We start from the raw sequence: 23,675 nt of genomic DNA on the forward strand, positions 1-23,675 counted from the left end.
GCTGGGGGATGGAGGGCGGCCCAGAAGGACGTGCCCGGCGACCTGCTCGGCCGCATGCGAAGGGGGCATTCTACTCGGAAACGTTGACGAGAAAAGTGCGACTCCCGTGATCGACGGCAGGCGTCGGGCACTCGCGCAAGCGAACCGGCTAGCTATATGGGGACGGAGACCGACAGCTGCAAGGGCCTTTGCTAACATGGGTGGCCCCGTTCACGAATCCACCGCCATGAGCCTGCGCCCCCCTGCCGCCAAGACGCCCTCGACCCTCCTGCGCGAACACAAGCCGCTGCAGGCGCTGTTCAGCGCCGCGCGCCGCCTGGGCAAGCTGCAGGCGCTGGTGGAGGCACAGCTGGAACCGGCGGCGCGCGAACACTGCCAGGTCGCCAGCTGGCAGGACGGCTGCCTGCTGTTGCTGAGCAGCAACGGCCACTGGGCCACCCGTTTGCATTACCAGCAGCGCCGCCTGCTGCGGCTGCTGCAGGCGATGCCGGAGTTCGCCGGCCTGCAGAAGATCCAGGTCAAGGTGCGCCCGCCGAATACCCAGGTGGCGTACCAGGCGAACAAGAAAGAGCTGTCCGAAGCCGCCGCCGACAGCCTGTGCAGCGCCGCCGAGGGCATTGGCGATCCCAAGCTGCGCGCCGCCCTGGAGCGCCTCGCGCGCAATGCCCGACGCGGTGAATAGATAGATAGCGGAAAAAAACAGGCCACCCAAGGGTGGCCTTGAATTACAACAGAAGGGGAAATGTCGCCTATACGGCCGCAACCGGACGCATGTAGGAGATCGGCGCGGTGCTGGCGTCATCGAAGATCACCACTTCCCAGGCATCCGTCTGCTCGATGAGGGTTCTCAGCAGACGATTGTTCAGGGCGTGCCCCGACTTGAAGCCGCGGAATTCGCCGATCAGGCTGTTACCCAGCAGGTACAGATCGCCAATGGCGTCGAGGATCTTGTGCTTGACGAACTCGTCCTCGTAACGGAGGCCGTCTTCGTTGAGCACGCGGAACTCGTCCACCACGATGGCGTTCTCCACGCTGCCGCCGAGTGCCAGGTTCTGCGAACGCAGGAACTCGATGTCGCGCATGAACCCGAAGGTCCGCGCGCGGCTCACTTCCTTGACGAAGGAAGTGCTGGAGAAGTCGACGCTGGCGGTCTGGGTACGACCGCGGAAGACCGGGTGATCGAAATCGATCTCGAAGCTCACCTTGAAGCCGTCGAAGGGCAGGAAGGTGGCGCGCTTGTCGCCCTCCTCCACCGTCACTTCGCGCAGCACGCGGATGAATTTCTTCGGTGCTTCCTGCTCTTCCAGGCCAGCCGACTGAATCAGGAATACAAAGGGACCGGCGCTGCCATCCATGATCGGGACTTCTGACGCCGACAGCTCGACGTAGGCGTTGTCGATGCCCAGGCCTGCCATGGCCGAAAGCAAGTGCTCGACGGTGTCCACCTTGACCTCACCATTGACCAGAGTGGTCGACATGGTGGTCTCACCGACGTTCTCGGCGCGGGCGGGGATTTCCACGACCGGGTCCAGATCGGTGCGACGGAACACGATACCGGTATCCACCGGGGCCGGCTTGAGGGTCAGGTAAACCTTTTCCCCCGAGTGCAGGCCAACGCCGGTGGCTCGGATGATGTTCTTCAGGGTGCGTTGTCTGATCATGGCTTTGGCTGCGCTTGTTGCGAACTGTTTTCAACAATGGGCGGCGATGATAGCAGAACCACCCTTTGCTGAACACCAATCACCAATATACTCCTGATAGACAGCATCAATCAGCCTGACGGCGCAGGAAGGCCGGGATATCGAGGTAATCCAGGTCGTCCTGCGTGTTCAGCTTGGCCACGGCGGCACTGCCGGCGAGGCTTTGGCGCTGAACGGTCGGGCGCTCGTAGTCCTTGTAGTTGACGGCCGGCTGCTCGGCAGCGCGCGGGGCGGCGCTGATGGTGGCAGCCGGAGCGGCAACGGCGGACGCCGGAACTGTGTTATCGATCACCTTGACCGGCTTCTCGATGCGCGCGCCCAGGCCAGTGGCCACCACGGTCACGTGCAGCTCGTCGCGCATGTCCGGATCGATCACCGCGCCGACCTTGACGGTCGCCGCTTCCGAGGCGAAGGCCTCGATGATCTCGCCCACGGCGGCGTATTCGCCGAGCGACAGGTCCAGACCGGCAGTGATGTTGACCAGGATGCCGCGGGCGCCCTGCAGGTTGACGTCTTCCAGCAGCGGATTGCGGATGGCCGCCTCGGTGGCCTCGCGCGCACGGTTCGGACCGCTGGCGCAGCCGGTGCCCATCATGGCCATGCCCATTTCGCCCATCACGGTCTTCACGTCGGCGAAGTCGACGTTCATCAGACCCGGACGCTGCATGATGTCGGAGATGCCCCGCACGGCGCCGGACAGCACGTCGTCGGCCTTGGCGAAGGCGGACAGCAGGCTGGCGTCCTTGCCCAGGATGGTCAGCAGCTTCTCGTTGGGGATGGTGATCAGCGAGTCGACGCATTCGGACAGGGCACGGATGCCCTCGTCGGCGACCTGCATGCGCTTGCGACCTTCGAACGGGAACGGACGAGTCACCACGGCAACGGTGAGGATGCCCATCTCCTTGGCCACTTCGGCGATGATCGGCGCCGCACCGGTACCGGTACCGCCACCCATGCCGGTGGTGATGAACACCATGTCGGCGCCATTCAAGACTTCGGCGATGCGCTCGCGGTCTTCCATGGCGGCCTGACGGCCGATTTCCGGGTTGGTGCCGGCACCCAGGCCCTTGGTCACGCCCGGGCCGAGTTGCAGCACGGTACGCGCGCCGACGTTCTTCAGCGCCTGGGCGTCGGTGTTGGCGCAGATGAATTCCACGCCTTCGATGTTGTTCTTGATCATGTGGTTGACGGCGTTACCGCCGCCACCGCCCACGCCGATCACTTTGATGACTGCACTTTGCGGCACGTTATCTACGAGCTCGAACATTTCCCCTCTCCTTCCTTTTTAGTTATTGCCTACAGCTACCGCGGGTTTCACATCAGAAATTGCCCTGGACCCAGCGTTTCAGCCGTTCCAGTACAGGTGTCTTGGGCTCGTCGCCATATTGGATGCCGGGAGCCTGATAGCCCTCGGACTGCTTGCGCAGACCGTACATCAACAGGCCCACGCCAGTGGAGTAGATCGGGTTGCGCACGACATCGGTCAGGCCTTTGACGCTGTGCGGCACACCCAGTCGCACCGGCATGTGGAAAATCTCCTCGGCCAGTTCGACGGCGCCCTCCATCTTGGCGGTGCCACCGGTGAGCACGATGCCGGCCGGGATCATGTCTTCGTACCCGCTGCGACGCAGTTCGGCCTGGATCAGGGTGAACAGCTCGTCGTAGCGCGGCTCGACCACCTCGGCCAGGGACTGGCGGGACAGGTCGCGCGGGGCGCGCTCGCCGACACTCGGCACCTTGATCGTCTCGCCGGCGCCGGCCAGCTTGGCCAGGGCACAGGCGTAGCGGATCTTGATCTCTTCGGCGTACTGGGTCGGCGTACGCAAGGCCATGGCGATGTCGTTGGTGACCTGATCGCCAGCGATCGGGATCACCGCCGTATGGCGAATCGCGCCCTCGGTGAAGATGGCGATGTCGGTGGTGCCGCCGCCGATGTCCACCAGGCAGACGCCCAGCTCCTTTTCGTCCTCGGTCAGGACCGAGTAGGCCGAGGCCAGCTGCTCCAGAATGATGTCGTCCACTTCCAGGCCGCAGCGACGCACGCATTTCTCGACGTTCTGCGCGGCGTTGGTGGCGCAGGTGACCACGTGCACCTTGGCCTCCAGGCGCACGCCGGACATGCCGAGCGGTTCGCGCACGCCCTCCTGGTTATCGATCACGTAGTCCTGCGGCAGGGTGTGCAGCACGCGCTGGTCGGCGGGGATGGCCACCGCCTGGGCGGCGTCGAGCACGCGCTCCAGGTCCGCCGGGCTCACTTCGCGGTCGCGGATGGCGACGATGCCGTGGCTGTTGAGGCTGCGGATGTGGTTGCCGGCGATGCCGACATAGGCCGAGTGGATGCGGCAGCCGGCCATCAGCTGCGCCTCTTCGATGGCACGCTGGATGGATTGCACGGTGGACTCGATGTTCACCACCACGCCCTTCTTCAGGCCGCGCGACGGACTGGTGCCGATGCCGACGATGTCCAGCTCGCCATCGGCGGTCACCTCGCCCACCAGCGCCACCACCTTGGAGGTGCCGATGTCCAGGCCGACGATCATCTTGCCGCTCTGCACGCTTGCCATGATTTCTTCTGTTCTCCCTCGATTCACTGGACGGCGACCGTCGTTTCGGTCACCGCCGGCGCCACCGGCGTACGCCAGGCCACGGCCAGGCCGTTGGCGTAACGCAGGTCGATGCGCGCGACATTCGCGATCTGCTGCTTCAGCACCTTGTCGTGGATGCTGGCGAGACGCCGCATCTTGTCGACCAGATGATCCCGCCCGAGCAGGATGTCCACGCCCTGGGCGGTGCTGATGAACCAGCTGCCGTGCTCGCGCAACTCCAGGCTGCTGATGGTGAAGCCCAGCGGCCGCAACAGCTGGCTGAGCACTTGGTATTGCTGCATCACACGCTGCTGGGCGCGCTTGGGCCCGGACAGCAGCGGCAGGTGTTCGTAGTTGGCCGCCTCGCGCGGGGCGAAGGCGCGGCCCTGATTGTTCAGCAGCGCGCCATCGCCCCAGCGGGCCACCGGCAATTGTTCCTCCAGGCTGATCGCCACCTGATCGGGCCATACCCGACGTACTTCGGCGTGGGCAATCCAGGGCATCTGCTCCAGCTCGGCACGCATGCCGGCCAGATCCACAGTGAAGAAGCTCGCCGAGACGTACGGTGCGATGCGTTCCTTCACGGCCTTCTGGCTGATGTAACTCAGCTCGCCCTGCACGCTCACCCGGGCGATCGGCCGATCGGCATAGGGCAGCAGACGCTGTGCCAGCTCATAGGTTCCCAAGCCGAGCGCTACCAGCAGCAGCGGCCAGGTCAGGCGCTTAAGCACGCCAAAATCCGGCTTCGGCAGGCGCGCGGCCAAAGGCTCCCTGGCCACCATCCGGCTCGCGCCGCGGGCAGGCGCCGGCTTGCGCCGGGTAGCACCACCGATCGGCTGCGAGTGATGACGGAGGGTGGCGACCATGGCTTAGCCCCTCGCCTCGACGCTGTCGGCCAGGATCGCCAGCACCAGTTGCTGGAAATCCAGACCGGCGGCGCGCGCGGCCATCGGCACCAGGCTGTGATCGGTCATGCCCGGCACGGTGTTCACCTCCAGCAGCCAGAACTTGCCGCTGGCGTCCTGCATCACGTCGGCGCGTGCCCAGCCCTGGGTGCCCACGGCTTCGCAGGCGCGCGCGGTCAGCTCCTTCAACTCGGCTTCCTTGTCGGCCGGCAGGCCGCAGGGAATGCGGTACTGGGTGTCACTGGCCAGGTACTTGGCGTCGTAATCGTAGAAAGTGTGCGGCGTGCCCAGGCCGATGGGTGGCAGCACCTGGCCGCGCAGCATGGCGATGGTGTACTCGGGGCCGTCGATCATCTGCTCGACGAGCACCTGCGAGTCGTAGCGACTGGCATCTTTCCAGGCGGCGATCAGTGCATCGATATCGGCGACCTTGGCCATGCCGATGCTGGAGCCCTCGTGGGCCGGCTTGACAAACAACGGGAAGCCCAGCTCGGCAGCCGCAGTACGGCAGTCCTCTTCGCAGGCCAGGGTGGCATGGGCGGGCGTCGGCAGGCCCAGGCTCAGCCACACGCGCTTGGTGCGCAGCTTGTCCATGGCCAGGGCCGAGGCGAGGATGCCGCTGCCGGTGTAGGGGATGCCGGCGCACTCGAGCAGGCCCTGCATGGAGCCGTCTTCGCCGCCGCGGCCGTGCAGCACGATGAAGGCGCGATCGATCTTCTCGCGGGTCAGGCGCTGCAGGAAGTCATCACCGACATCGATACCGAAGGCGTCCACGCCGCCGGCCTGCAGCGCTTCCAGTACGGCGGCGCCGGACTTCAGCGACACCGCACGCTCGGCGCTCTTGCCGCCGAACAGCACGGCGACGCGGCCGAACGCCTTGGGATCGAGGGTGGAATGCAGGCTCATTTCGACTCACCTTGAACCGCGAACAGCGGATGCTTGATCAGTTGCGGCGCAACGCCGCCGATGTCGCCGGCGCCCTGGCACAGCAGGATGTCGTTCGGACGCAGCAGCGGCTTGATGATCGGGGCCAGCTCGGTGCCACGCTCGACGTAGATCGGGTCGAGCTGGCCACGCTGGCGGATGCTGTGGCACAGATGACGGCTGTCGGCGCCGGGCACCGGCTCCTCGCCGGCCGGGTAGACCTCCATCAGCAGCAGCACATTGGCGTCGCCGAGCACCAGGACGAAGTCGTCGTAGAGGTCGCGGGTACGGCTGTAGCGGTGCGGCTGGTACAGGATCACCAGGCGGCGCTCCGGCCAGCCGCCGCGCACGGCCTTGATCACCGCCGCCACTTCGCGCGGGTGGTGGCCATAGTCGTCGACCAGCATCACGCTGCCGCCGTCCACCGGCAGCTCGCCGTAGACCTGGAAGCGCCGGCCGACGCCCTGGAAGCCGGATAGGCCCTGAACGATGGCGGCATCGTCGATGCCCTCGTCGGTGGCGATGGCGATGGTCGCGAGGGCGTTGAGCACGTTGTGGTTGCCCGGCATGTTCACCGACACGTCCAGCGGCTCGCGGCTCGGACGCAGGGCGGTGAAATAGGTGCGCATGCCTTCCTGGCGCACGTTGATGGCGCGCACGTCGGCATCCTCGGCGAAGCCGTAGGTCACGGTCGGACGGGCCACCTGCGGCAGCAGTTCGCGCACCACCGGGTCGTCCACGCAGAGCACGGCCAGGCCGTAGAACGGCAGGTTGTGCAGGAACTCGATGAAGGTCTTCTTCAGAACGTTGAAGTCGCCGCCGTAGGTGCTCATGTGGTCGGCGTCGATGTTGGTGACCACCGAGACCATCGGCTGCAGGTGCAGGAAGCTAGCGTCGCTCTCGTCCGCCTCGGCGATCAGGTAACGGCTGCTGCCCAGCTGGGCGTTAGTGCCGGCGGCGTTCAGGCGGCCACCGATAACGAAGGTCGGGTCCAGGCCGCCGGCGGCGAATACCGAGGCCAGCAGGCTGGTGGTGGTGGTCTTGCCGTGAGTGCCGGCCACGGCCACGCCGTGACGGTAGCGCATCAGCTCGGCGAGCATCTCGGCGCGCGGCACTACCGGAATGCGGCGCTCCAGCGCGGTGGCCACTTCCGGGTTGGCGGTGTTGATGGCGCTGGACACCACCAGTACATCGGCCTGTTCGGCGTTCTCAGCGCGGTGGCCGATGTACACGATGGCGCCGAAGCTCTCCAGGCGCTCGGTCACGGCCGACGCCTTGAGGTCAGAGCCGGAGACTTCGTAGCCCAGGTTCAGCAGCACCTCGGCGATACCGCACATGCCGGCGCCGCCGATACCGACGAAGTGGATGCGACGGATGCGGCGCATGCGGCGGATTTCCGAGCGCGCGGCGGCGGGAGACTTAGCCACGAGCCACCTCCAGGCAGATATCGACCACCGTGCGGGTGGCGTCCGGTTTGGCCAGGCTGCGGGCGGTGCGGCCCATGTTCTTGAGTGTTTCGGGGTGCATCAGAACCTCGGTCAACTGCGCGGCCAGCTGGTCCGCGTCGGTTGCATGTTGCGGGAGAAGGACGGCGGCGCCCTCCTTCGCCAGATATTCGGCATTGCGGGTCTGGTGATCGTCGATCGCGTGCGGCAGCGGCACGAGGAACGACGGCAGACCGGCGGCGGCCAGCTCGCTGACGGTCAGCGCGCCGGCGCGGCAGACCACCAGATCGGCCCAGGCGTAGGCCCGGGCCATGTCTTTGATAAAAGGTGCGACTTCGGCCTCGACGCCCGCCTCGCGGTAGCGCTCGGCGGTGACCTGGTCGTGCTGCTTGCCGGCCTGGTGGAACACCTGCGGGCGTAGGTCTGCAGGGACCTTGGCCAGGGCGGCCGGCAGCAGCTTATTGAGCGGCTCCGCGCCCAGGCTGCCGCCGAGTACCAGCAGGCGCGGCTGGCGTCCGGACAGGCTGTCGCGCGGAGTCTCGAGGAACAGCTCCTCGCGCACCGGGTTGCCGGTGGTACGCAGCTTGGCGCGTCGGCCAAAGGTGCTCGGGAAGGCCTCGCACACGCGTGCGGCGAACGGCACCAGGCTGCGATTGGCGGTGCCAGCCACGGCGTTCTGCTCGTGGATCACCAGCGGCGCGCCGTCGAGCCGTGCGGCCAGGCCGCCCGGACCGGTGACGTAGCCACCCATGCCCAGCACGCAGACCGGCTTAAGCTCGCGCATCACGCGGCGCGCCTGGAACAGCGCGCGAATCAGCTGCAGCGGCGCCTTGAGCAGCGACAACTTGCCCTTGCCACGCAGGCCGGAAACCTGGATCAGGTGCAGCGGCAGCTCGGCGGCCGGCACCAGTTCGTTCTCGATGCCACGCGGCGTTCCCAGCCAGTGCACGGCATAACCGCGCGCCTTGAATTCGCGGGCGCAGGCCAGGGCCGGGAACACGTGGCCGCCGGTGCCGCCGGCCATGATCAGGACGTTACCGCGCATGGCCAACCTCCTCGCGCTCGAGGAAATCCGTCTCGCTGAACTCCACATCCTCGCTGCCGAGCGAGGTGCGGCGCTCCCATTCGATGCGCAGCAGGATCGCCAGGCTGACGCAGCAAATGATCAGCGAGCTGCCACCGTAGCTGAGGAACGGCAGGGTCAGGCCCTTGGTCGGCAGCAGGCCGACGTTCACGCCGATGTTGATCAGCACCTGGCCGATCCACTGCATGGCGATGCCGTAGGCCACATAGGCGGAGAAGAACTGCTTGGCCTTCTCTGCCCACAGGCCGATGTACAGGGCGCGCACGGCGACGAAGACAAACAGGCCGACAGTGCCCAGGGCGCCGATCATGCCCAGTTCCTCGGCCAGCACGGCGAAGACGAAGTCGGTGTGCGCTTCGGGCAGGTAGAACTGCTTCTGGATGCTGTTGCCCAGGCCGACGCCGAACCATTCGCCGCGGCCGAAGGCGATCAGCGCCTGGCTCAGCTGATAGCCGGCGCCGTACTGGTCGGCCCAGGGGTCGATGAAGTTGGTCAGGCGCTCCAGGCGATAGGCCTGGCTGGTCATCACCAGCACACCGGCGGCCAACACCACCGCCACCAGCGGAATGAAGCGCAGCAGGTTGATGCCGCCGAGGAACAGCATGGCGATGCACGAACCGACCAGAACCACGGTGGCGCCGAAGTCCGGCTCAGCTAGCAGCAGCGCGGCCATGGGGCCGAGCACCAGCATCGGCTTGAGGAAGCCGGAGAGTTTCTCGCGCACCTCTTCCTGGCGGCGCACCAAATAGCCGGCGATGAACACCACGGTGAACAGCTTGGCCAGTTCGGACGGCTGCACGTTGAACATGCCGAAGCCGATCCAGCGCTTGGCACCGTTCACTTCGCGGCCGATGCCGGGAATCAGCACCAGCACCAGCAGGACGAAGGCGACCAGCAGCAGGCTGGCGCTGTAACGCTGCCAGAAGGCCATGGGAATCATCAGGGTGGCAACGGCCGCGCTGATGCCGATGGCCAGATAGATCAGGTGACGAATCATGTGGTACAGCGGGTTGCCCGACAGCGCCGCGGCGACTTCCGAGCTGGCCGAGGTGATCATCACCAGGCCCAGGCCCAGCAGGGCCAGGCAGCCGGCGAGCAGCGGAAAGTCCAGGTCGATGCCGCGACGGGTGCGCAGCGGCGACGGCAGGGCGAGCAGGCGACCGAGCACGATCATTGCAGGCCCTCCGCCGCCTGGGCGAACAGACGCCCACGCTCTTCGAAGTTCTTGAACATGTCCAGGCTGGCGCAGGCCGGCGACAGCAGCACGGCGTCGCCGGGTTCGGCCAGCTCGGCAGCGTGCTGCACGGCCTCGTCCAGGGTGCTCACGCGAACCAGCGGGGCGGCGTCGCCGAGCGCTTCGGCGAGGCGCTCGGCATCACGACCGAGCAGCACCACGGCGCGGCAGAACTTGGCCACCGGCGCCTTCAATGCGGAGAAATCGGCACCCTTGCCGTCGCCGCCGGCGATCAGCACCAGCTTGCCGGCGATGTCCGCGCCCAGGCCCTCGATGGCGGCCAGGGCGGCGCCGACGTTGGTGGCCTTGGAGTCGTCGTAGTAGCCCACGCCGCGCAGCTCGCGTACCCACTGGCAGCGGTGCGGCAGACCGGCGAAGCGACGCAGGGTGTCGAGCATCGCGGCGAACGGCAGGCCGACGGCGTGGCCGAGGGCCAGGGCCGCCAGGGCATTGGACTGGTTGTGCGCGCCGCGGATCTTCAGCTCGGCGGTCGGCATCAGGGTCTCGAACTGGAAGGCCAGTTGCTTATCGCCGTTCTCCTCGATCAGGCCGAAGCGCTTGAAGTCGGGCTTGCCCAGGCCGAAGGTCCAGCACGGCACCTGGTCGGCGATCAGCGGACGGGACAGGGCGTCATCGCGATTCACCACCACCTGTTTGGCGCCGCGGAAGATGCGGTGCTTGGCCAGGTGGTATTGGGCCATGCCGTCGTAGCGGTCCATGTGGTCTTCGCTGACGTTCAGGCAGGTGGCGACCTCGGCATTCAGGCGCTCGGTGGTCTCCAGCTGGAAGCTGGACAGTTCCAGCACGTACAGCTCGACATCATCGCTGAGCAGCTCCAGCGCCGGGGTGCCGATATTGCCGCCGACCGCGACCTTCCTGCCGGCCGCCACCGCCATCTCGCCGACCAGGGTGGTGACGGTACTCTTGGCGTTGGAGCCGGTGATGGCGATGATCGGCGCCTTGGCGTGGCGGGTGAACAGATCGATGTCGCCAGACATCTTCACGCCACGGGCCGCCGCCTCGCGCAGCGCCGGGGTGGCCAAGGCCAGGCCGGGGCTCACGTATAGCTCCGAGGCGCGGCACAGGAAGTCGACGTCCAGCTCGCCGCAGCGCACTTCCACTTCGGGGTAGTCGCGCTGCAGGGTCGCCAGCTCCGGCGGGTTCGCGCGCGTGTCGGCCACGGCAAAGCGCACGCCCTGCTGCGCGAGGAAGCGCACCAGGGACATGCCGCTCTTGCCGAGGCCGACAACGATGCGGAACTGGTCGGAAGCGATCAGCGACACTCTCTATTACCTCAGTTTCAACGTAGCCAGGCCGACCAGCACCAGGATCACGGTGATGATCCAGAAGCGCACGATCACGCGCGGCTCCGGCCAGCCTTTGAGTTCGAAGTGGTGGTGGATCGGCGCCATGCGGAACACGCGCTTGCCGGTCAGCTTGAAGCTGGCGACCTGGATCATCACCGACAGGGTTTCCATGACGAACACGCCGCCCATGATGAACAGCACGACTTCCTGGCGGACGATCACGGCGATGGTGCCCAGCGCCGCGCCCAGGGCCAGGGCGCCGACGTCGCCCATGAAGACCTGGGCCGGGTAGGTGTTGAACCACAGGAAGCCCAGGCCGGCGCCGACCAGCGCGGCGCAGAACACGATCAGCTCACCGGCGCCCGGCACATAGGGGATCAGCAGGTACTCGGCGAATTTGATGTTGCCCGACAGGTAGCAGAAGATCGCCAGCGCGCCGGCCACCATCACGGTCGGCAGAATGGCCAGGCCGTCGAGGCCGTCGGTCAGGTTCACCGCGTTGCTGGTACCGACGATGACGAAGTAGGTCAGCACGACGAAACCGACGCCCAGGGGAATGGCCACGTCCTTGAGCACCGGCAGGATCAGGGTGGTTTCCACCGGGTCCTGCGCGGTCATATAAAGGAAGACGGCGGCGGCCAGGCCGAACACCGACTGCCAGAAGTATTTCCAGCGGCTCGGCAGGCCGCGCGAGTTCTTCTCGATCACCTTGCGGTAGTCATCGACCCAGCCGATGGCGCCGAACGCCAGGGTCACGGCCAGCACCACCCACACGTAGCGGTTGGCCAGGTCGGCCCAGAGCAGGGTGCTCACGGCGATGGCGGTGAGGATCAGCGCGCCGCCCATGGTCGGCGTGCCCTTCTTCGACAGGTGCGACTGCGGGCCGTCGTTGCGCACGGCCTGGCCGATCTGGCGGATCTGCAGGGTGCGGATCATCCAAGGCCCCAGCCAAAGCGACAGGGCCAGCGCGGTGAGCACGCCGAGAATCCCGCGCAGCGTCAGGTACTGGAACACCCCGAAGCCGGTGTGGAACTGTTGCAGGTACTCGGCCAGCAGCAGCAGCATGATTAGTGAGCCTCCCCGGATGCCCGTTGCAGCAGCGCGTCGACGACCTTGTCCATCGCTGCGCTGCGCGAGCCTTTAATTAGAATGGTTGTATCGCCCAACTCGCCGCGGAGCGCGTCGATCAGGCTGGCTTGTTCGGCAAAATGACGGCCTTTTTCGCCGAAGGCCGCGACGGCGTGAGCCATCAGTGGCCCCACGGCGTAGAGCGCATCGACCTTGCCGGCGGCGTGGGCGCCGACATCGCGATGGCCCTGCTCGGCCCACTTGCCCAGCTCGCCCATGTCTCCCAGCACCAGGACGGTGCGACCGGAAAAGCCGGCGAGTATATCCACCGCCGCGCACATGGACAGCGGGTTGGCGTTGTAGCTGTCATCGATCACCCGCACCCCGTTCGGCGCCAGGCTGGCTACGGCGCGGCCCTTGACCGGCTGCAGCGCTTCCAGGCCCTGGCGAATCCCGACCGACGGCACGCCGAGGGCATGCGCCGCGGCGGCGGCGGCCAGGGCATTGGCCACGCTGTGTTCGCCCAGCAGGTTGAGCTGGATGCGCGCCTCGCCAGCGACGCCGACCAGGGCGAAGCCGGCGCAGCCACGGGCATCGCGCCACAGCTCGCTGGCGCGCACATCGGCGGATTGTTCGTGCAGGGCGAAGCTCAGCACCTGGCGGCCCCGGGCACGTGCCTGCCAAGTGGCGAAGGCCTTGTCGTCGCGATTGAGCACGGCGACGCCCTGCTCGCTCAGGCCCTCGAGGATTTCGCCCTTGGCCTCGACGATCTTCTCCGGCCCGCCGAACTCGCCCACATGGGCCAGACCGGCATTGGTAATGATCGCCACGTCCGGCTTGGTCAGGCCGACGGTGTAGGCGATCTCGCCGACATGGTTGGCGCCCAGCTCGATCACCGCCCCGACGTGCTCGGGCGCCAGTTCCAGCAGGGTCAGCGGCGCGCCGAGGTCGTTGTTGAGGTTGCCGCGGGTGGCCAGCACCGGGCCGTTCAGGCCGACGCGTAGGATGCTGGCGAGCATTTCCTTGACGGTGGTCTTGCCGCTGGAGCCGGTGATGGCGGCCAGGGGCTTGGCAAAGGCGGCGCGGTTCAGCGCACCGAGCTGGCCCAGGGCGATGCGGGTGTCGGCGACCAGCAGCTGCGGCAGCGGCGCATCGGCGACCTCGCGCTGCACCAGGGCGGCGACGGCGCCCTTGGCGGCGACGTCGGCCAGATAGTCGTGGCCGTCGAAGTTCGGCCCGACCAGGGCGATGAACAACTGACCGGCCTCGATCTTGCGACTGTCGGTGGAGACCGCGGAGAACGCCACGTCGGCGCCCACTAGACAGGCATCCAGGGTCTGGGCCACCTCGCTCAGCAGCAGCGGCTTAAGCATGGACGGCCTCCCAGGCCTGCAGGGCCTTGGTGGTTTCTTCCAGGTCGGAGAACGGGTGGCGCACGTCGGCGATCTCCTGATAATCCTCGTGCCCCTTGCCCGCCAGCAGGACCACGTCGCCAACGCTTGCCGCGGCGATCAGGCGGGCGATGGCATCGCCACGTCCGTGAACGAACTCGGCGGCTTCGGGCTTGGCGAAGCCAGCGCGGATATCCGCGACGATCACGGCCGGGTCTTCGCTGCGCGGGTTGTCGTCTGTCACCAGCACGACGTCGGCGAGGCGCTCGGCAACCTGGGCCATCAGCGGGCGCTTGCCGCGGTCACGGTCGCCGCCGCAGCCGAACAGGCACAGCAGCCGGCCGGTGACATGCGGACGCAGCGCCTCGAGCACCTTCTCCAGCGCATCCGGGGTATGCGCGTAGTCGACCACCACCAATGGGCGGTCCTCGCCACCGAAGCGCTGCATGCGGCCGACCGGCCCCTGCAGCTGCGGCAGCACGCGCAGGATCTCGTCCAGGCCATGCCCCAGACCGAGCAGCGCGCCGACCACGGCCAGCAGGTTGCTCAGATTGAAGCGGCCGAGCAGCGGGCTGCGCAGTAGTCCCTCGCCCTGCGGCGTGACGACATGCGCCCACACGCCATGATCGTCGAAGCGCGCCTCGCGGCAGAACAGGTACGCACTGGCGTCGCTCAGGCTGTAGCCGATCAACCGCGACTCGCTGGGCTGCGCGGCCAGTTCGCGACCGAAGGCGTCGTCCAGGTTGACCACCCGCGCCTTCAGGCTCGGCCAGGCGAACAGCTTGGCCTTGGCGGCGCCATAGGCCTCCATGCTGCCGTGGTAGTCCAGGTGATCGCGGGACAGGTTGGTGTACACCGCCACGTCGAAGTCCAGCGCCGCCACACGACCCTGGTCGAGCCCGTGGGAGGAAACCTCCATGGCCACGGCACGAGCGCCGGCCTGCTTCAGCTCGGCCAGAGTCGCCTGCACCGAGACCGGGTCCGGCGTGGTGTGGCGGCCGCTCTGCAGCGCCTCGAAGAAGCCGGTGCCAAGGGTGCCGACGATGCCGCAGCGCTCGCCCAGCAGATCCAGCGCCTGGGCGACAAGTTGGCTGACGCTGGTCTTGCCGTTGGTACCGGTGACGCCGACCAGCCGCAGGGCGCGACTTGGCTCGCCGTAGAAGCGGCCGGCGATGGCGGACAGCTGGCCGGCCAGGCCCTTGATCGACACCAGCTCGGCGCTGTGCGCGGTCATGACGCTGGCGCCTTCGGCCTCGTAGGCGATGGCGGCGGCGCCGCGAGCCACGGCGTCGGCGATGTGCGCACGGCCGTCCTGAGCCAGACCGGGCACGGCGAGAAAAAGGTCGCCGGGGCGCACCTTGCGGCTGTCCAGCGTGAGCTCACGAATCAGCGCATTACCCTGCGCCTGCGGCAGCAATTGATTGAGCGGCATGGGCATCAGATTCGCCCTCCCGGGGTGACGGCGGCGGTGGCGGTCTGCGGTTGCGCCGCGGCCGGTTCGACCGGCGGCTGCAGGTTGTCCGGCGTGATGTTCATCAGGCGCAGCGACCCGGCCATCACCTTGCTGAACACGGGGGCCGATACCAGACCGCCGTAGTAACCGTCCTTGCTGGGCTCGTCGACCACCACCATCATCGCGATGCGCGGGTTGGTGCTCGGCGCGAAGCCGGCGAACATGGAGCGATAGGCGTTTTCCCGATAGCCCTTGCTGCCGACGCTGGCCTTGCGCGCGGTGCCGCTCTTGCCGGACACGTGGTACCCCGGCACCTGGGCGCGGAATACGCCCCGCGGGGCTTCGACCACCTGTTGCAGCATGATCTGCAGCGTCTTGGCCACTTCGGCCGGCACCGCCTGTGCACCGACCGGCTGGCGATCGACACGGGTCATCGACAGCGGCAACACCTGGCCGTTGTTGGCCAGCGTGGCATAGGCATGGGCCATCTGGATCGCGGTCACCGAGACGCCGTAACCGTAGGACAGGGTCGCGGTCTCGGCCTTGCGCCACTCGCGATGGTTCGGCAGCTCGCCGACGCGCTCGCCGGGAAAGCCCAGGCCGGTGTCCTGACCGAAGCCCACCTTGCTCATCATGTCGTGGATGGTCTCGCCGCCGATGTCGAAGGCGACCTTGCTCATGCCGACGTTGGACGAGTTGATCAGGATGCCGGTCAGGTCGAGGATCGGCCCCTGAGTGCGGGATACGTCCTTGATGGTGTAGCGGCCGATCTGCAGCGAGCCCGGGTACACCTCGACCTTGTCTTCCGGCTTCCAGCGCCCGGTCTGCAGCGCGGCGGCCATAGAGATTGGCTTGACCGTCGAGCCCGGCTCGAACACGTCGATCATGGCGCGGTTGCGCATCGCCGCCGGCTGCATGCTGCGGCGGTTGTTCGGGTTGTAGGACGGCTGATTGACCATGGCCAGCACTTCGCCGGTCTTCACGTCGATCATCACCAGACTGCCGGCCTTGGCGCCCTGCTCGATCAGCGCGTTGCGCAGCTCCCGGTGGGCCAGGTATTGCAGACGCAGGTCGATGGACAGCGCCAGGGTCTTGCCGGCCTTGGCGTTCTGGGTCACCTGCACGTCCTTGATCAGACGGCCGCGACGGTCCTTGAGTACCTGGCGCTTGCCGGGCACGCCGGCCAGCCAGTCCTCGAAGGCCAACTCCACGCCCTCGCGGCCGCGATCATCGACATCGGTGAAGCCGACCACGTGGGCGGTCACCTCACCGGCGGGATAGAAGCGACGAAATTCTTCCAGGCCGTACACGCCGGGCACTTCGAGGTCGAGGATGCGCTGCCCCTGTTCGGGCGTCAGGCCGCGCACCAGGTACATGAATTCACGATCCTTGGCGCCCTGCAGGCGCTGGGCGAAAGTCTTGGGCTCCTGACCGAGCGCGGCCGCCAGGTCGCCCCAACGCTCCTGCGCCTTGAACAGCTCCTTGCCGTTGGCCCACAGGGTGGTCACCGGCGTACTGACCGCCAGCGGTTCGCCGTTGCGATCGGTGATCAGGCCACGGTGCGCCGGGATCGGGATATGTCGCACGCTGCGTGCGTCACCGTGGGCCTGGAGGAAATCGTGGTCGATCACGTGCAGATCGACGATGCGCCAGGCGATGGCGCCGACCATCAGCGCCAGCAGACCCAGCACCAGGCGGAAACGCCAGGGATAGAGAGCGCCTTCGAGGCCGATCATGGCGCCACCATCTGCACTTCGGCCGGCTCAGGAATGCGCATCTTCAGTTGGCCGGCGGCCAGGGACTCGATGCGATTGTGCGCGGTCCAGGTGCTCTGCTCGAGCACCAGACGCCCCCACTCGGCCTGGACCTTGTCGCGCACGCTCAGCTCGCCGTACAGGGTGTTGAGCAATTGGCGATTCCAGTGGGCGCTGTAGGCCACGGCAATGGCCGACAGCAGCACGGCGCCGAACAGCACGGCGAGCAGCAGGCTGCCGGGCGGCAGTGGCTTGGCGTATTGGCGGCTCATCGCACTTTCTCCGCCACGCGCATCACCGCACTGCGCGAGCGCGGGTTGGCCTTCAGCTCCGCGTCGCCAGCGTAGATCGGCTTGCCCAGCAGCTTGAGGCGCGGCTCGAAGGCCTTGGGGATGATCGGCAGGTCGCGCGGCAGCTTGTCCGCCTCGCCCTTGGCCTGGCGCTTCATGAACTGTTTGACGATGCGGTCTTCCAGCGAGTGGAAGCTGATCACCACCAGACGACCACCGACGGCGAGCGACTCCAGCGCGGCGTCGAGTCCGCGTTCCAGATCGCCCAGCTCGTTATTGACGTGAATGCGCAGCCCCTGGAAAGCACGGGTCGCCGGATTCTTGCCCTTCTCCCAGGCGGGATTGGCGTCGGTCAGCACCTGCGCCAGGTCGGCGGTACGCTCGAACGGCTTTTCACCACGGCGCTGTACCACGGCGCGGGCCATGCGCTTGGCGAAGCGCTCTTCGCCGTATTCCTTGAATACCCGGGCGATCTCATCCTCGTCCGCGGTAGCGATGAACTGGGCGGCGCTGACGCCGGCTTCCGGATTCATGCGCATGTCGAGCGGGCCGTCATTGAGGAAACTGAAGCCGCGCTCGGCGTCGTCCAGCTGCGGCGAGGACACGCCGAGATCCAGCAGCACGCCATCGACCCGGCCCGCCAGGCCGCGCGCCGACGCTTCGTCGCCCAGCTCGGCGAAGCTGCGCTGTACAACGACGAAGCGGCCGTCTTCGGCCGCCAGTGCATTCCCCGTTGCGATGGCTTGTGGGTCCTTGTCGAACCCGAGCAGCCGACCGTCTGGCCCGAGCCTTTCGAGAATCAACCGACTGTGCCCGCCCCTCCCGAAGGTGCCGTCCAGATAGCAGCCATCGGCGCGCACGGCGAGGGCCTCGACGGCCTCGTCGAGCAGCACGGTGATGTGACGGTAGCTGCTGGTCATGGTGGTCACAGGATCAGGTCGCGCAGGTCGTCCGGCAGAGCGCCGGGTTGTTTGATGGCAGCCAGGTCGGCGTCTGCAAGCGCGTTCCAGGCATCTTCGTTCCAGAGTTGGAATTTGTTCAGCTGGCCGACCAGCATCGCGTGCTTGTCGAGGCCGGCATGGGTGCGCAGACGCGGCGGTACGAGGAAACGACCACTGCCGTCCAGCTCGATGTCCACGGCGTTGCCGATCAGCAGGCGCTGCAGGCGGCGGGTTTCTTCGCGCAGGGAAGGCAGGTCGCGGAGTTTGGCCTCGATCAGCTCCCACTCGGGCAGCGGATAGACGCAGAGACAGGGGTCGACGGCATCAATCGTCACGATGAGCTGACCAGCACAACGCGCAACGAGCTCCTCACGATACCGACTAGGCATCGCGAGTCTCCCCTTGGCATCAAGGCTGATGGCGTTAGCTCCGCGAAACAAGGCTGCGCTTCCCCACTGTGATTAGCTTTCCGTGCCCCTATGACCCACTTTCTTCCACTTTGTGCCACTTCGGCACACTATAGAAATGCGGGCACCCCAGCGTCAAGGCGCGCCAAATAGGAAAAATCCTTATGGGACGGCGATTTAGCGAATTAAGGAGAGGTTTGGAAGAAGCGAAACGGGGGCTTTTTTGAGACGAATTTGAGCGACTTCAGCGAGCTGAATTTCAAACTTAAAGTAGTTTCTTAAGAGTAAGATTTTTTCGGTATTACGAGCGGGGCGAGAAGAAGCAGAAGAAAGGAGGAGAGTCGATCTGTAAGCCGGGTTCTGTCGAGGACAGTCATTCCTCTACGACGCACATCGCTGTACGCCTCTAGCAACCTACCCGGTTCCAGCGCGGGCCACGCCGATGGAACCCTATTTGGTCTTGCTCCGAGTGGGGTTTGCCTAGCCACGAACTGTTACCAGCCGTGCGGTGCGCTCTTACCGCACCTTTTCACCCTTACCGGCGCTTGCGCGCTTAGGCGGTTATTTTCTGTGGCACTTTCCGTAGGCTCGCGCCTCCCAGGCGTTACCTGGCACTCTGCCCTATGGAGCCCGGACTTTCCTCCCCCTTCCAGATGGAAGGCAGCGACTGTCCGATCGACTCTCCGCCGCCAAGGGTAGCGAGGCAAGCCGTCGAGAACAAGCTCAGGACGACTTCTGCCGATCGAGCGCCGCCTGATAGAGCAGATTCTTGCGCACTCCGGTGATCTCCGCAGCCAGCGCCGCCGCACGCTTGACGGGCATCTCGCCGAGGAGCAGATCCAGCACCCGCAGCGCCTCCGCGGACAGCGCATCGTCACCTTCCGGCGCGCGCCAGCCGGCCACAAGGATCACGCACTCGCCGCGCTGCTGGTTGCTGTCGGACGCCACCCAGTCATGCAATTCGGCCAAGGGGAGCCCTTGGAGGGTCTCGAATGTCTTGGTCAGCTCGCGACCGAGCACGGCCAGCCGCTCGCCACCGAAGACGTCGCGCATGTCTGCCAGAGACTCGAGCAGACGATGAGGAGCCTCGTAATAGATAAGAGTGCGCGCATCTTCCCTGACCTGCTCCAGTCGCGCCCGACGGCCGACCGACTTGGCCGGCAGAAACCCTTCGAAGGCGAAGCGGTCCGACGGCAGGCCGGCCGCCGAGAGTGCCGCGATCAGGGCGCAAGCCCCGGGCACCGGCACCACCCGCACGCCGGCGGCGCGCGCGGCGCCCACGAGGTGAAAGCCCGGGTCGGAGATCAACGGCGTGCCGGCATCGGAGATCAGCGCCACATCCTCGCCAGCCTGCAAGCGCGCGAGAAAACGCCCGCCCTGGTCACGCTCGTTGTGCTCATGGCAGGCGGCCAGCGGCGTGGCGATGCCGAAGTGCTGCAACAGGCGCAAGGAGTGCCGGGTGTCCTCCGCCGCGATCAGCGAGACCTCGCCGAGCACCCGCAGCGCACGCGCAGAGATATCGTCCAGATTGCCGATGGGCGTGGCGACCACGTACAGCGTGCCAGTGGCGGGAACGGCGGAAACGCTCACAGGCGCACCTCGAATGACCTCGGAAAGCGCGCATTGTAGCCCGTTTCGAGCCCCCGACATCGCATGGGCGGCGGTGCTTGGGTACAATCGCGCCTTCCTTAAAGCTGATCAGTACCGGGAACGTATTCGATGATCGCCTGCCTGCGCCCGCTGTCCATCCTCTGTCTCGCCGGCCTGCTCGCCGCTTGCGCCGGGTCGCCCTCGTCCGGTCTGGGCGAGCTGCCCCGCACGCCCCAGGCCAGCATCGACCAGCTGCTGCAGCAGGCCGGACAAGCCGAACCGGAACAGGCCGCGCTGCTGCGCCTCTCGGCGGCGGATCTGGCCTACCGGCAGCAGGACATTGGTCGCGCCACGCGCATCCTCAGCGAAACGCCGAAAGACGGCCTGAAGCCGGCCCAGCAGGTCTTCGCCGCCACGCTCGAAGCCGAGCTGGCCATGGCGCGCGACAAGCCGAAGAGTGCACTCAAGGCGCTGCAGCACCCCAGCCTGGAGCGCCTGGGCGAGCTGCCGGTGGAGCTGCAGATCCGCACCCAACTGGTTCGCGCTCGCGCCCTGGAAGCCGACGGCCAGCTGCAAGCCGCCGCCCGCGAGCGCGTGTTCATTGCCCCCCTGCTGTCCGGCGAGGCCGCCAAGGATAATCACGAAACCATCTGGAGCCTGGTGTCGAGGCTGCCGCAGAGCCAGCTGACCAGCTCCGGCGACAGCGATCTGGACGGCTGGATGAGCCTGGCCCTGGCCACCAAGACGTTCGGCACACCCGACCAGCAACTGGCCGCCATCGAAGACTGGAAAGCCCAGCACCCGCAACACCCTGCGGCCGAGCAACTGCCGGCGCCGCTGGCGAAACTCAAGGAGCTGGCCGGCCAGCCACTGCAGAAGATCGCCCTGTTGCTGCCGCAGGACGGCCAGCTGGCCGCGGTGGCCCGCGCCCTGCGCGACGGCTTCCTGTCCGCGCACTATCAGGCTCAGCAGGCCGGGCAGAATCCCCCGGAAGTGGTGCTGTACGACAGCTCGCGCCTGTCTTCGCTGGACGACTTCTACCGCCAGGCCCAGGCCGATGGCGTGCAACTGGTGGTCGGCCCGCTGGAGAAGCCACTGGTGAAGCAGCTCAGCGACCGCCCGCAACTGCCGCTGACCACCCTGGCGCTGAACTATAGCGACGCCGGTCGCGAGGCTCCGGCCCAGCTGTTCCAGTTCGGCCTGGCCGCCGAGGACGAAGCCCGCGAAGTCGCCCGTCGTGCCTGGGCCGATGGCATGCGCAGCGCCGTCGCCCTGGTGCCGCGCGGGGAATGGGGCAACCGCGTGCTGGCCGCCTTCCAGCAGAGCTGGCAAGCCGCCGGCGGCAACCTGATCGCCGCCGAGCACGTCGACCAGCCGGTGGAGCTGGCCCAGCAGATCGCCGATCTGCTGCAACTGCGCCAGAGCGAGGCGCGCGCCAAGCGCCTGCAGAACACCCTGGGCACCCAGCTGGCGGCCCTGCCCTCGCGCCGCCAGGACATCGATTTCATCTTCCTCGCCGCCACCCCGCAGCAGGCTCAGCAGATCAAGCCGACCCTGGCGTTCCAGTACGCCGGCGACCTGCCGGTCTATGCCACTTCGCATCTGTACAGCGGCGGCCATAACCCGACCCAGTATCGGGACCTCGAAGGCATCCGCTTCTGCGAGACCCCCTGGTTGCTGGATGCCAACGATCCGCTGCGCCAGCAGGTCGACCGCCAGTGGCCGCAGGCCGCCGGCAGCCTGGGCCGCCTCTACGCGATGGGCGTCGATGCCTTCCGCCTCGCTCCGCGCCTGAGTCAGCTGAAAGCCCTGCCGGACAGCCGCGTAGAAGGCCTCTCTGGCAACCTGAGCCTGAATCAGGCCCAGCGCATCGAGCGCAGCCTGCCCTGGGCCGAGTTCCGCGACGGCCAGGTGCAGCGCCTGCCGGATGCCATCCATTAACACCCGCCAGGCCAGCGGACGCGCCGCCGAGCATCAGGCGCTCGAGCATCTGCAGCGGCACGGCCTGCGCCTGCTGACGCAGAACTGGAGCTGCCGCGGCGGCGAGCTCGATCTGGTCATGCTCGACGGCGATACAGTAGTATTCGTCGAAGTCCGCTATCGCAAGCATGCGGCCTGGGGCGGCGCCCTGGAGAGCGTCGACGCCCGTAAGCGTCAGCGCCTGATCCTCGCCGCCGAGCTGTTCCTGCAGCGCGAGCAGCGCTGGAGCAGGCAGCCCTGCCGCTTCGACGTGGTGGCGATCGGCCCCGGCGATAGCGGACTGAACTGGCTACGCAACGCTTTCGAAACGTGAATAGGCCCGATCAAGGATTTCAAGTCGACCCGCGGCGCCTCCCTCAGGTAAAACCTCGTCCATCGCGCGCACCGGCGACTTCCGACTCTTCCGGCTGTCTCAGCCAGCACACCTAAGGTTTCCTCCATGGATATGCAGAACCGCATTCGCCAGATGTTCCAGGCCAGCATCGACACCAAGCAACAGGCCATGGAAGTCCTGACCCCCTTCATCGAGCACGCCAGCCAGGTGATGGTCAATTCGCTGCTCAATGAGGGCAAAATCCTCACCTGCGGCAACGGCGGCTCGGCCGGCGACGCCCAGCACTTCTCGTCCGAGTTGCTCAACCGCTTCGAGCGCGAGCGCCCTAGCCTGCCGGCCATCGCCCTGACCACCGACAGCTCGACCATCACCTCGATCGCCAACGACTACAGCTACAACGAAGTGTTTTCCAAGCAGATCCGCGCCCTGGGCCAGCCCGGCGACGTGCTGCTGGCGATCTCCACCAGCGGCAACTCGGCCAACGTGATCCAGGCCATCCAGGCCGCCCACGACCGCGAGATGCTGGTGGTCGCCCTGACCGGCCGCGACGGCGGCGGCATGGCCTCGCTGCTGCTGCCGGAGGACGTGGAGATCCGCGTACCGTCCAAAGTCACCGCACGCATCCAGGAAGTGCACCTGCTCGCCATCCACTGCCTGTGCGACCTGATCGACCGTCAACTTTTCGGGAGTGAAGAATGACCCGCAATCCGCTGATCCTCGTTACCCTTGCCCTCGGCCTGGTCCTGGCCGGCTGCAGCAACCGCAGCATCGGCAACAAGATCGACGACCAGTTCCTCGAGCCCGACGTAGCCAACGCGATCTCCCGCGGCCACGCCGACCTCGCCAGCCCGACCTCGCACATCGTGGTGACCGCCTATAACGGCGTGATCCTGCTGGCCGGGCAGACACCGCGCGCCGAGCTCAAGGAGAAAGCCGGACAGATCGCCAATCGCGTGCAGGGCGTGAAAAAGCTGCACAACGAGATTCAGGTACTGCCGCCCAGCTCGCTGGTGGCGCGCAGCAACGACGCCGCCCTGACCAGCAAGATCAAGACGCAGATGCTGTTCAACAGCAATGTGCCGAGCGCCAAGATCAAGGTGGTAACCGAGAACGGCATCGTCTACCTGCTGGGCATCGTCAGTCGCGCCGAGGGCGCCGCCGCCACCAGCCTGGTGCAGGGCGTCTCCGGCGTACAGAAGATCATCCAGCTGTACCAGTACACCAACTGACCGCTGCGGCTTCGTACCCGCGCATACGAAAAAGGCGATCCTCGGATCGCCTTT

At 66.7% G+C, this 23,675-nt stretch carries 22 protein-coding genes and 1 other RNA gene; 5 read left to right on the plus strand and 18 right to left on the minus strand.

Features of this window, described 5'->3' with window-relative positions:
* Positions 1-226 precede the first annotated feature (226 nt).
* Complete coding sequence (locus NF616_RS17265) at positions 227-682, plus strand: DUF721 domain-containing protein (protein WP_252274609.1); 456 nt, start codon at positions 227-229, stop codon at positions 680-682.
* Between the two features lie 67 nt (positions 683-749).
* On the opposite strand, the gene lpxC is transcribed toward NF616_RS17265, so the two are convergent.
* From lpxC to rsmI, 18 genes are all read right to left on the minus strand, one after another.
* Entirely contained in the window at positions 750-1,661 is a 912-nt protein-coding gene (lpxC, locus tag NF616_RS17270; protein WP_252274611.1) for a UDP-3-O-acyl-N-acetylglucosamine deacetylase, read from the minus strand.
* Positions 1,662-1,767: 106 nt separating this feature from the next.
* The gene (ftsZ, locus tag NF616_RS17275; protein WP_252274613.1) at positions 1,768-2,967 is read right to left on the minus strand and encodes a cell division protein FtsZ; all 1,200 of its coding nucleotides are present in this window, start codon (positions 2,965-2,967) and stop codon (positions 1,768-1,770) included.
* A 52-nt stretch (positions 2,968-3,019) separates the two neighbouring features.
* Positions 3,020-4,264: a cell division protein FtsA gene (gene ftsA / locus NF616_RS17280; protein WP_252274615.1), complete on the minus strand. Its 1,245-nt coding sequence runs from the start codon at positions 4,262-4,264 to the stop codon at positions 3,020-3,022.
* A 23-nt stretch (positions 4,265-4,287) separates the two neighbouring features.
* Entirely contained in the window at positions 4,288-5,151 is an 864-nt protein-coding gene (locus NF616_RS17285) for a cell division protein FtsQ/DivIB (RefSeq protein WP_252274617.1), read from the minus strand.
* Positions 5,152-5,154: 3 nt separating this feature from the next.
* Positions 5,155-6,096 carry a D-alanine--D-alanine ligase gene (locus NF616_RS17290; RefSeq protein ID WP_252274618.1) on the minus strand — a complete coding sequence of 314 codons (942 nt, stop codon included), beginning with the start codon at positions 6,094-6,096 and terminating at the stop codon, positions 5,155-5,157.
* Positions 6,093-7,499 carry a UDP-N-acetylmuramate--L-alanine ligase gene (gene murC / locus NF616_RS17295; RefSeq protein WP_252275055.1) on the minus strand — a complete coding sequence of 469 codons (1,407 nt, stop codon included), beginning with the start codon at positions 7,497-7,499 and terminating at the stop codon, positions 6,093-6,095. Before murC ends, NF616_RS17290 begins: the two co-directional genes overlap by 4 nt.
* 34 nt (positions 7,500-7,533) lie before the next feature.
* Positions 7,534-8,604, minus strand: a complete 1,071-nt coding sequence (murG, locus tag NF616_RS17300; protein WP_252274620.1) for an undecaprenyldiphospho-muramoylpentapeptide beta-N-acetylglucosaminyltransferase — start codon at positions 8,602-8,604, stop codon at positions 7,534-7,536.
* Positions 8,594-9,817 carry a putative lipid II flippase FtsW gene (gene ftsW / locus NF616_RS17305; protein WP_252274622.1) on the minus strand — a complete coding sequence of 408 codons (1,224 nt, stop codon included), beginning with the start codon at positions 9,815-9,817 and terminating at the stop codon, positions 8,594-8,596. Before ftsW ends, murG begins: the two co-directional genes overlap by 11 nt.
* Positions 9,814-11,160, minus strand: coding sequence for a UDP-N-acetylmuramoyl-L-alanine--D-glutamate ligase (murD, locus tag NF616_RS17310; protein WP_252274624.1), 1,347 nt, complete (start codon positions 11,158-11,160; stop codon positions 9,814-9,816). The genes ftsW and murD overlap by 4 nt, the downstream gene beginning before the upstream one ends.
* Positions 11,161-11,166: 6 nt before the next feature.
* The gene (gene mraY, locus NF616_RS17315; RefSeq protein ID WP_252274626.1) at positions 11,167-12,249 is read right to left on the minus strand and encodes a phospho-N-acetylmuramoyl-pentapeptide-transferase; all 1,083 of its coding nucleotides are present in this window, start codon (positions 12,247-12,249) and stop codon (positions 11,167-11,169) included.
* Between the two features lie 2 nt (positions 12,250-12,251).
* The gene (locus tag NF616_RS17320; protein ID WP_252274627.1) at positions 12,252-13,625 is read right to left on the minus strand and encodes a UDP-N-acetylmuramoyl-tripeptide--D-alanyl-D-alanine ligase; all 1,374 of its coding nucleotides are present in this window, start codon (positions 13,623-13,625) and stop codon (positions 12,252-12,254) included.
* Positions 13,618-15,081 (minus strand): UDP-N-acetylmuramoyl-L-alanyl-D-glutamate--2,6-diaminopimelate ligase, encoded by a 1,464-nt coding sequence (locus NF616_RS17325; RefSeq protein ID WP_252274629.1) that lies wholly within the window; start codon positions 15,079-15,081, stop codon positions 13,618-13,620. The genes NF616_RS17320 and NF616_RS17325 overlap by 8 nt, the downstream gene beginning before the upstream one ends.
* Positions 15,081-16,832, minus strand: a complete 1,752-nt coding sequence (locus NF616_RS17330; protein WP_252274631.1) for a peptidoglycan D,D-transpeptidase FtsI family protein — start codon at positions 16,830-16,832, stop codon at positions 15,081-15,083. Before NF616_RS17330 ends, NF616_RS17325 begins: the two co-directional genes overlap by 1 nt.
* On the minus strand, positions 16,829-17,122 hold the full coding sequence (gene ftsL / locus NF616_RS17335; protein ID WP_252274633.1) for a cell division protein FtsL: 294 nt from the start codon (positions 17,120-17,122) through the stop codon (positions 16,829-16,831). The genes NF616_RS17330 and ftsL overlap by 4 nt, the downstream gene beginning before the upstream one ends.
* Positions 17,119-18,060 (minus strand): 16S rRNA (cytosine(1402)-N(4))-methyltransferase RsmH, encoded by a 942-nt coding sequence (gene rsmH, locus NF616_RS17340; RefSeq protein ID WP_252274635.1) that lies wholly within the window; start codon positions 18,058-18,060, stop codon positions 17,119-17,121. Before rsmH ends, ftsL begins: the two co-directional genes overlap by 4 nt.
* A 5-nt stretch (positions 18,061-18,065) precedes the next feature.
* The gene (gene mraZ, locus NF616_RS17345; protein ID WP_252274637.1) at positions 18,066-18,521 is read right to left on the minus strand and encodes a division/cell wall cluster transcriptional repressor MraZ; all 456 of its coding nucleotides are present in this window, start codon (positions 18,519-18,521) and stop codon (positions 18,066-18,068) included.
* A 300-nt stretch (positions 18,522-18,821) separates the two neighbouring features.
* Positions 18,822-19,171: RNase P RNA component class A (gene rnpB / locus NF616_RS17350), an RNA gene on the minus strand.
* Positions 19,172-19,211: 40 nt separating this feature from the next.
* Positions 19,212-20,078: a 16S rRNA (cytidine(1402)-2'-O)-methyltransferase gene (rsmI, locus tag NF616_RS17355; RefSeq protein ID WP_434091905.1), complete on the minus strand. Its 867-nt coding sequence runs from the start codon at positions 20,076-20,078 to the stop codon at positions 19,212-19,214.
* A gap of 129 nt (positions 20,079-20,207) precedes the next feature.
* Between rsmI and NF616_RS17360 the strand changes: the two genes are divergently transcribed.
* The 4 genes from NF616_RS17360 to NF616_RS17375 all read left to right on the plus strand — a co-directional run bounded on the left by NF616_RS17360 (position 20,208) and on the right by NF616_RS17375 (position 23,621).
* Entirely contained in the window at positions 20,208-22,019 is a 1,812-nt protein-coding gene (locus NF616_RS17360; protein ID WP_252274638.1) for a penicillin-binding protein activator, read from the plus strand.
* Positions 22,006-22,371, plus strand: a complete 366-nt coding sequence (locus NF616_RS17365) for a YraN family protein (protein WP_252274640.1) — start codon at positions 22,006-22,008, stop codon at positions 22,369-22,371. Before NF616_RS17360 ends, NF616_RS17365 begins: the two co-directional genes overlap by 14 nt.
* A gap of 126 nt (positions 22,372-22,497) precedes the next feature.
* A complete protein-coding gene (locus NF616_RS17370) occupies positions 22,498-23,091 on the plus strand; it encodes a phosphoheptose isomerase (RefSeq protein WP_252274642.1) in 594 nt (197 codons plus the stop codon).
* Positions 23,088-23,621 carry a BON domain-containing protein gene (locus NF616_RS17375; protein WP_252274643.1) on the plus strand — a complete coding sequence of 178 codons (534 nt, stop codon included), beginning with the start codon at positions 23,088-23,090 and terminating at the stop codon, positions 23,619-23,621. Before NF616_RS17370 ends, NF616_RS17375 begins: the two co-directional genes overlap by 4 nt.
* Positions 23,622-23,675 lie beyond the last annotated feature (54 nt).

Source organism: Pseudomonas subflava, from assembly GCF_023823685.1.
Taxonomy (GTDB): Bacteria; Pseudomonadota; Gammaproteobacteria; order Pseudomonadales; family Pseudomonadaceae; genus Aquipseudomonas; species Aquipseudomonas subflava.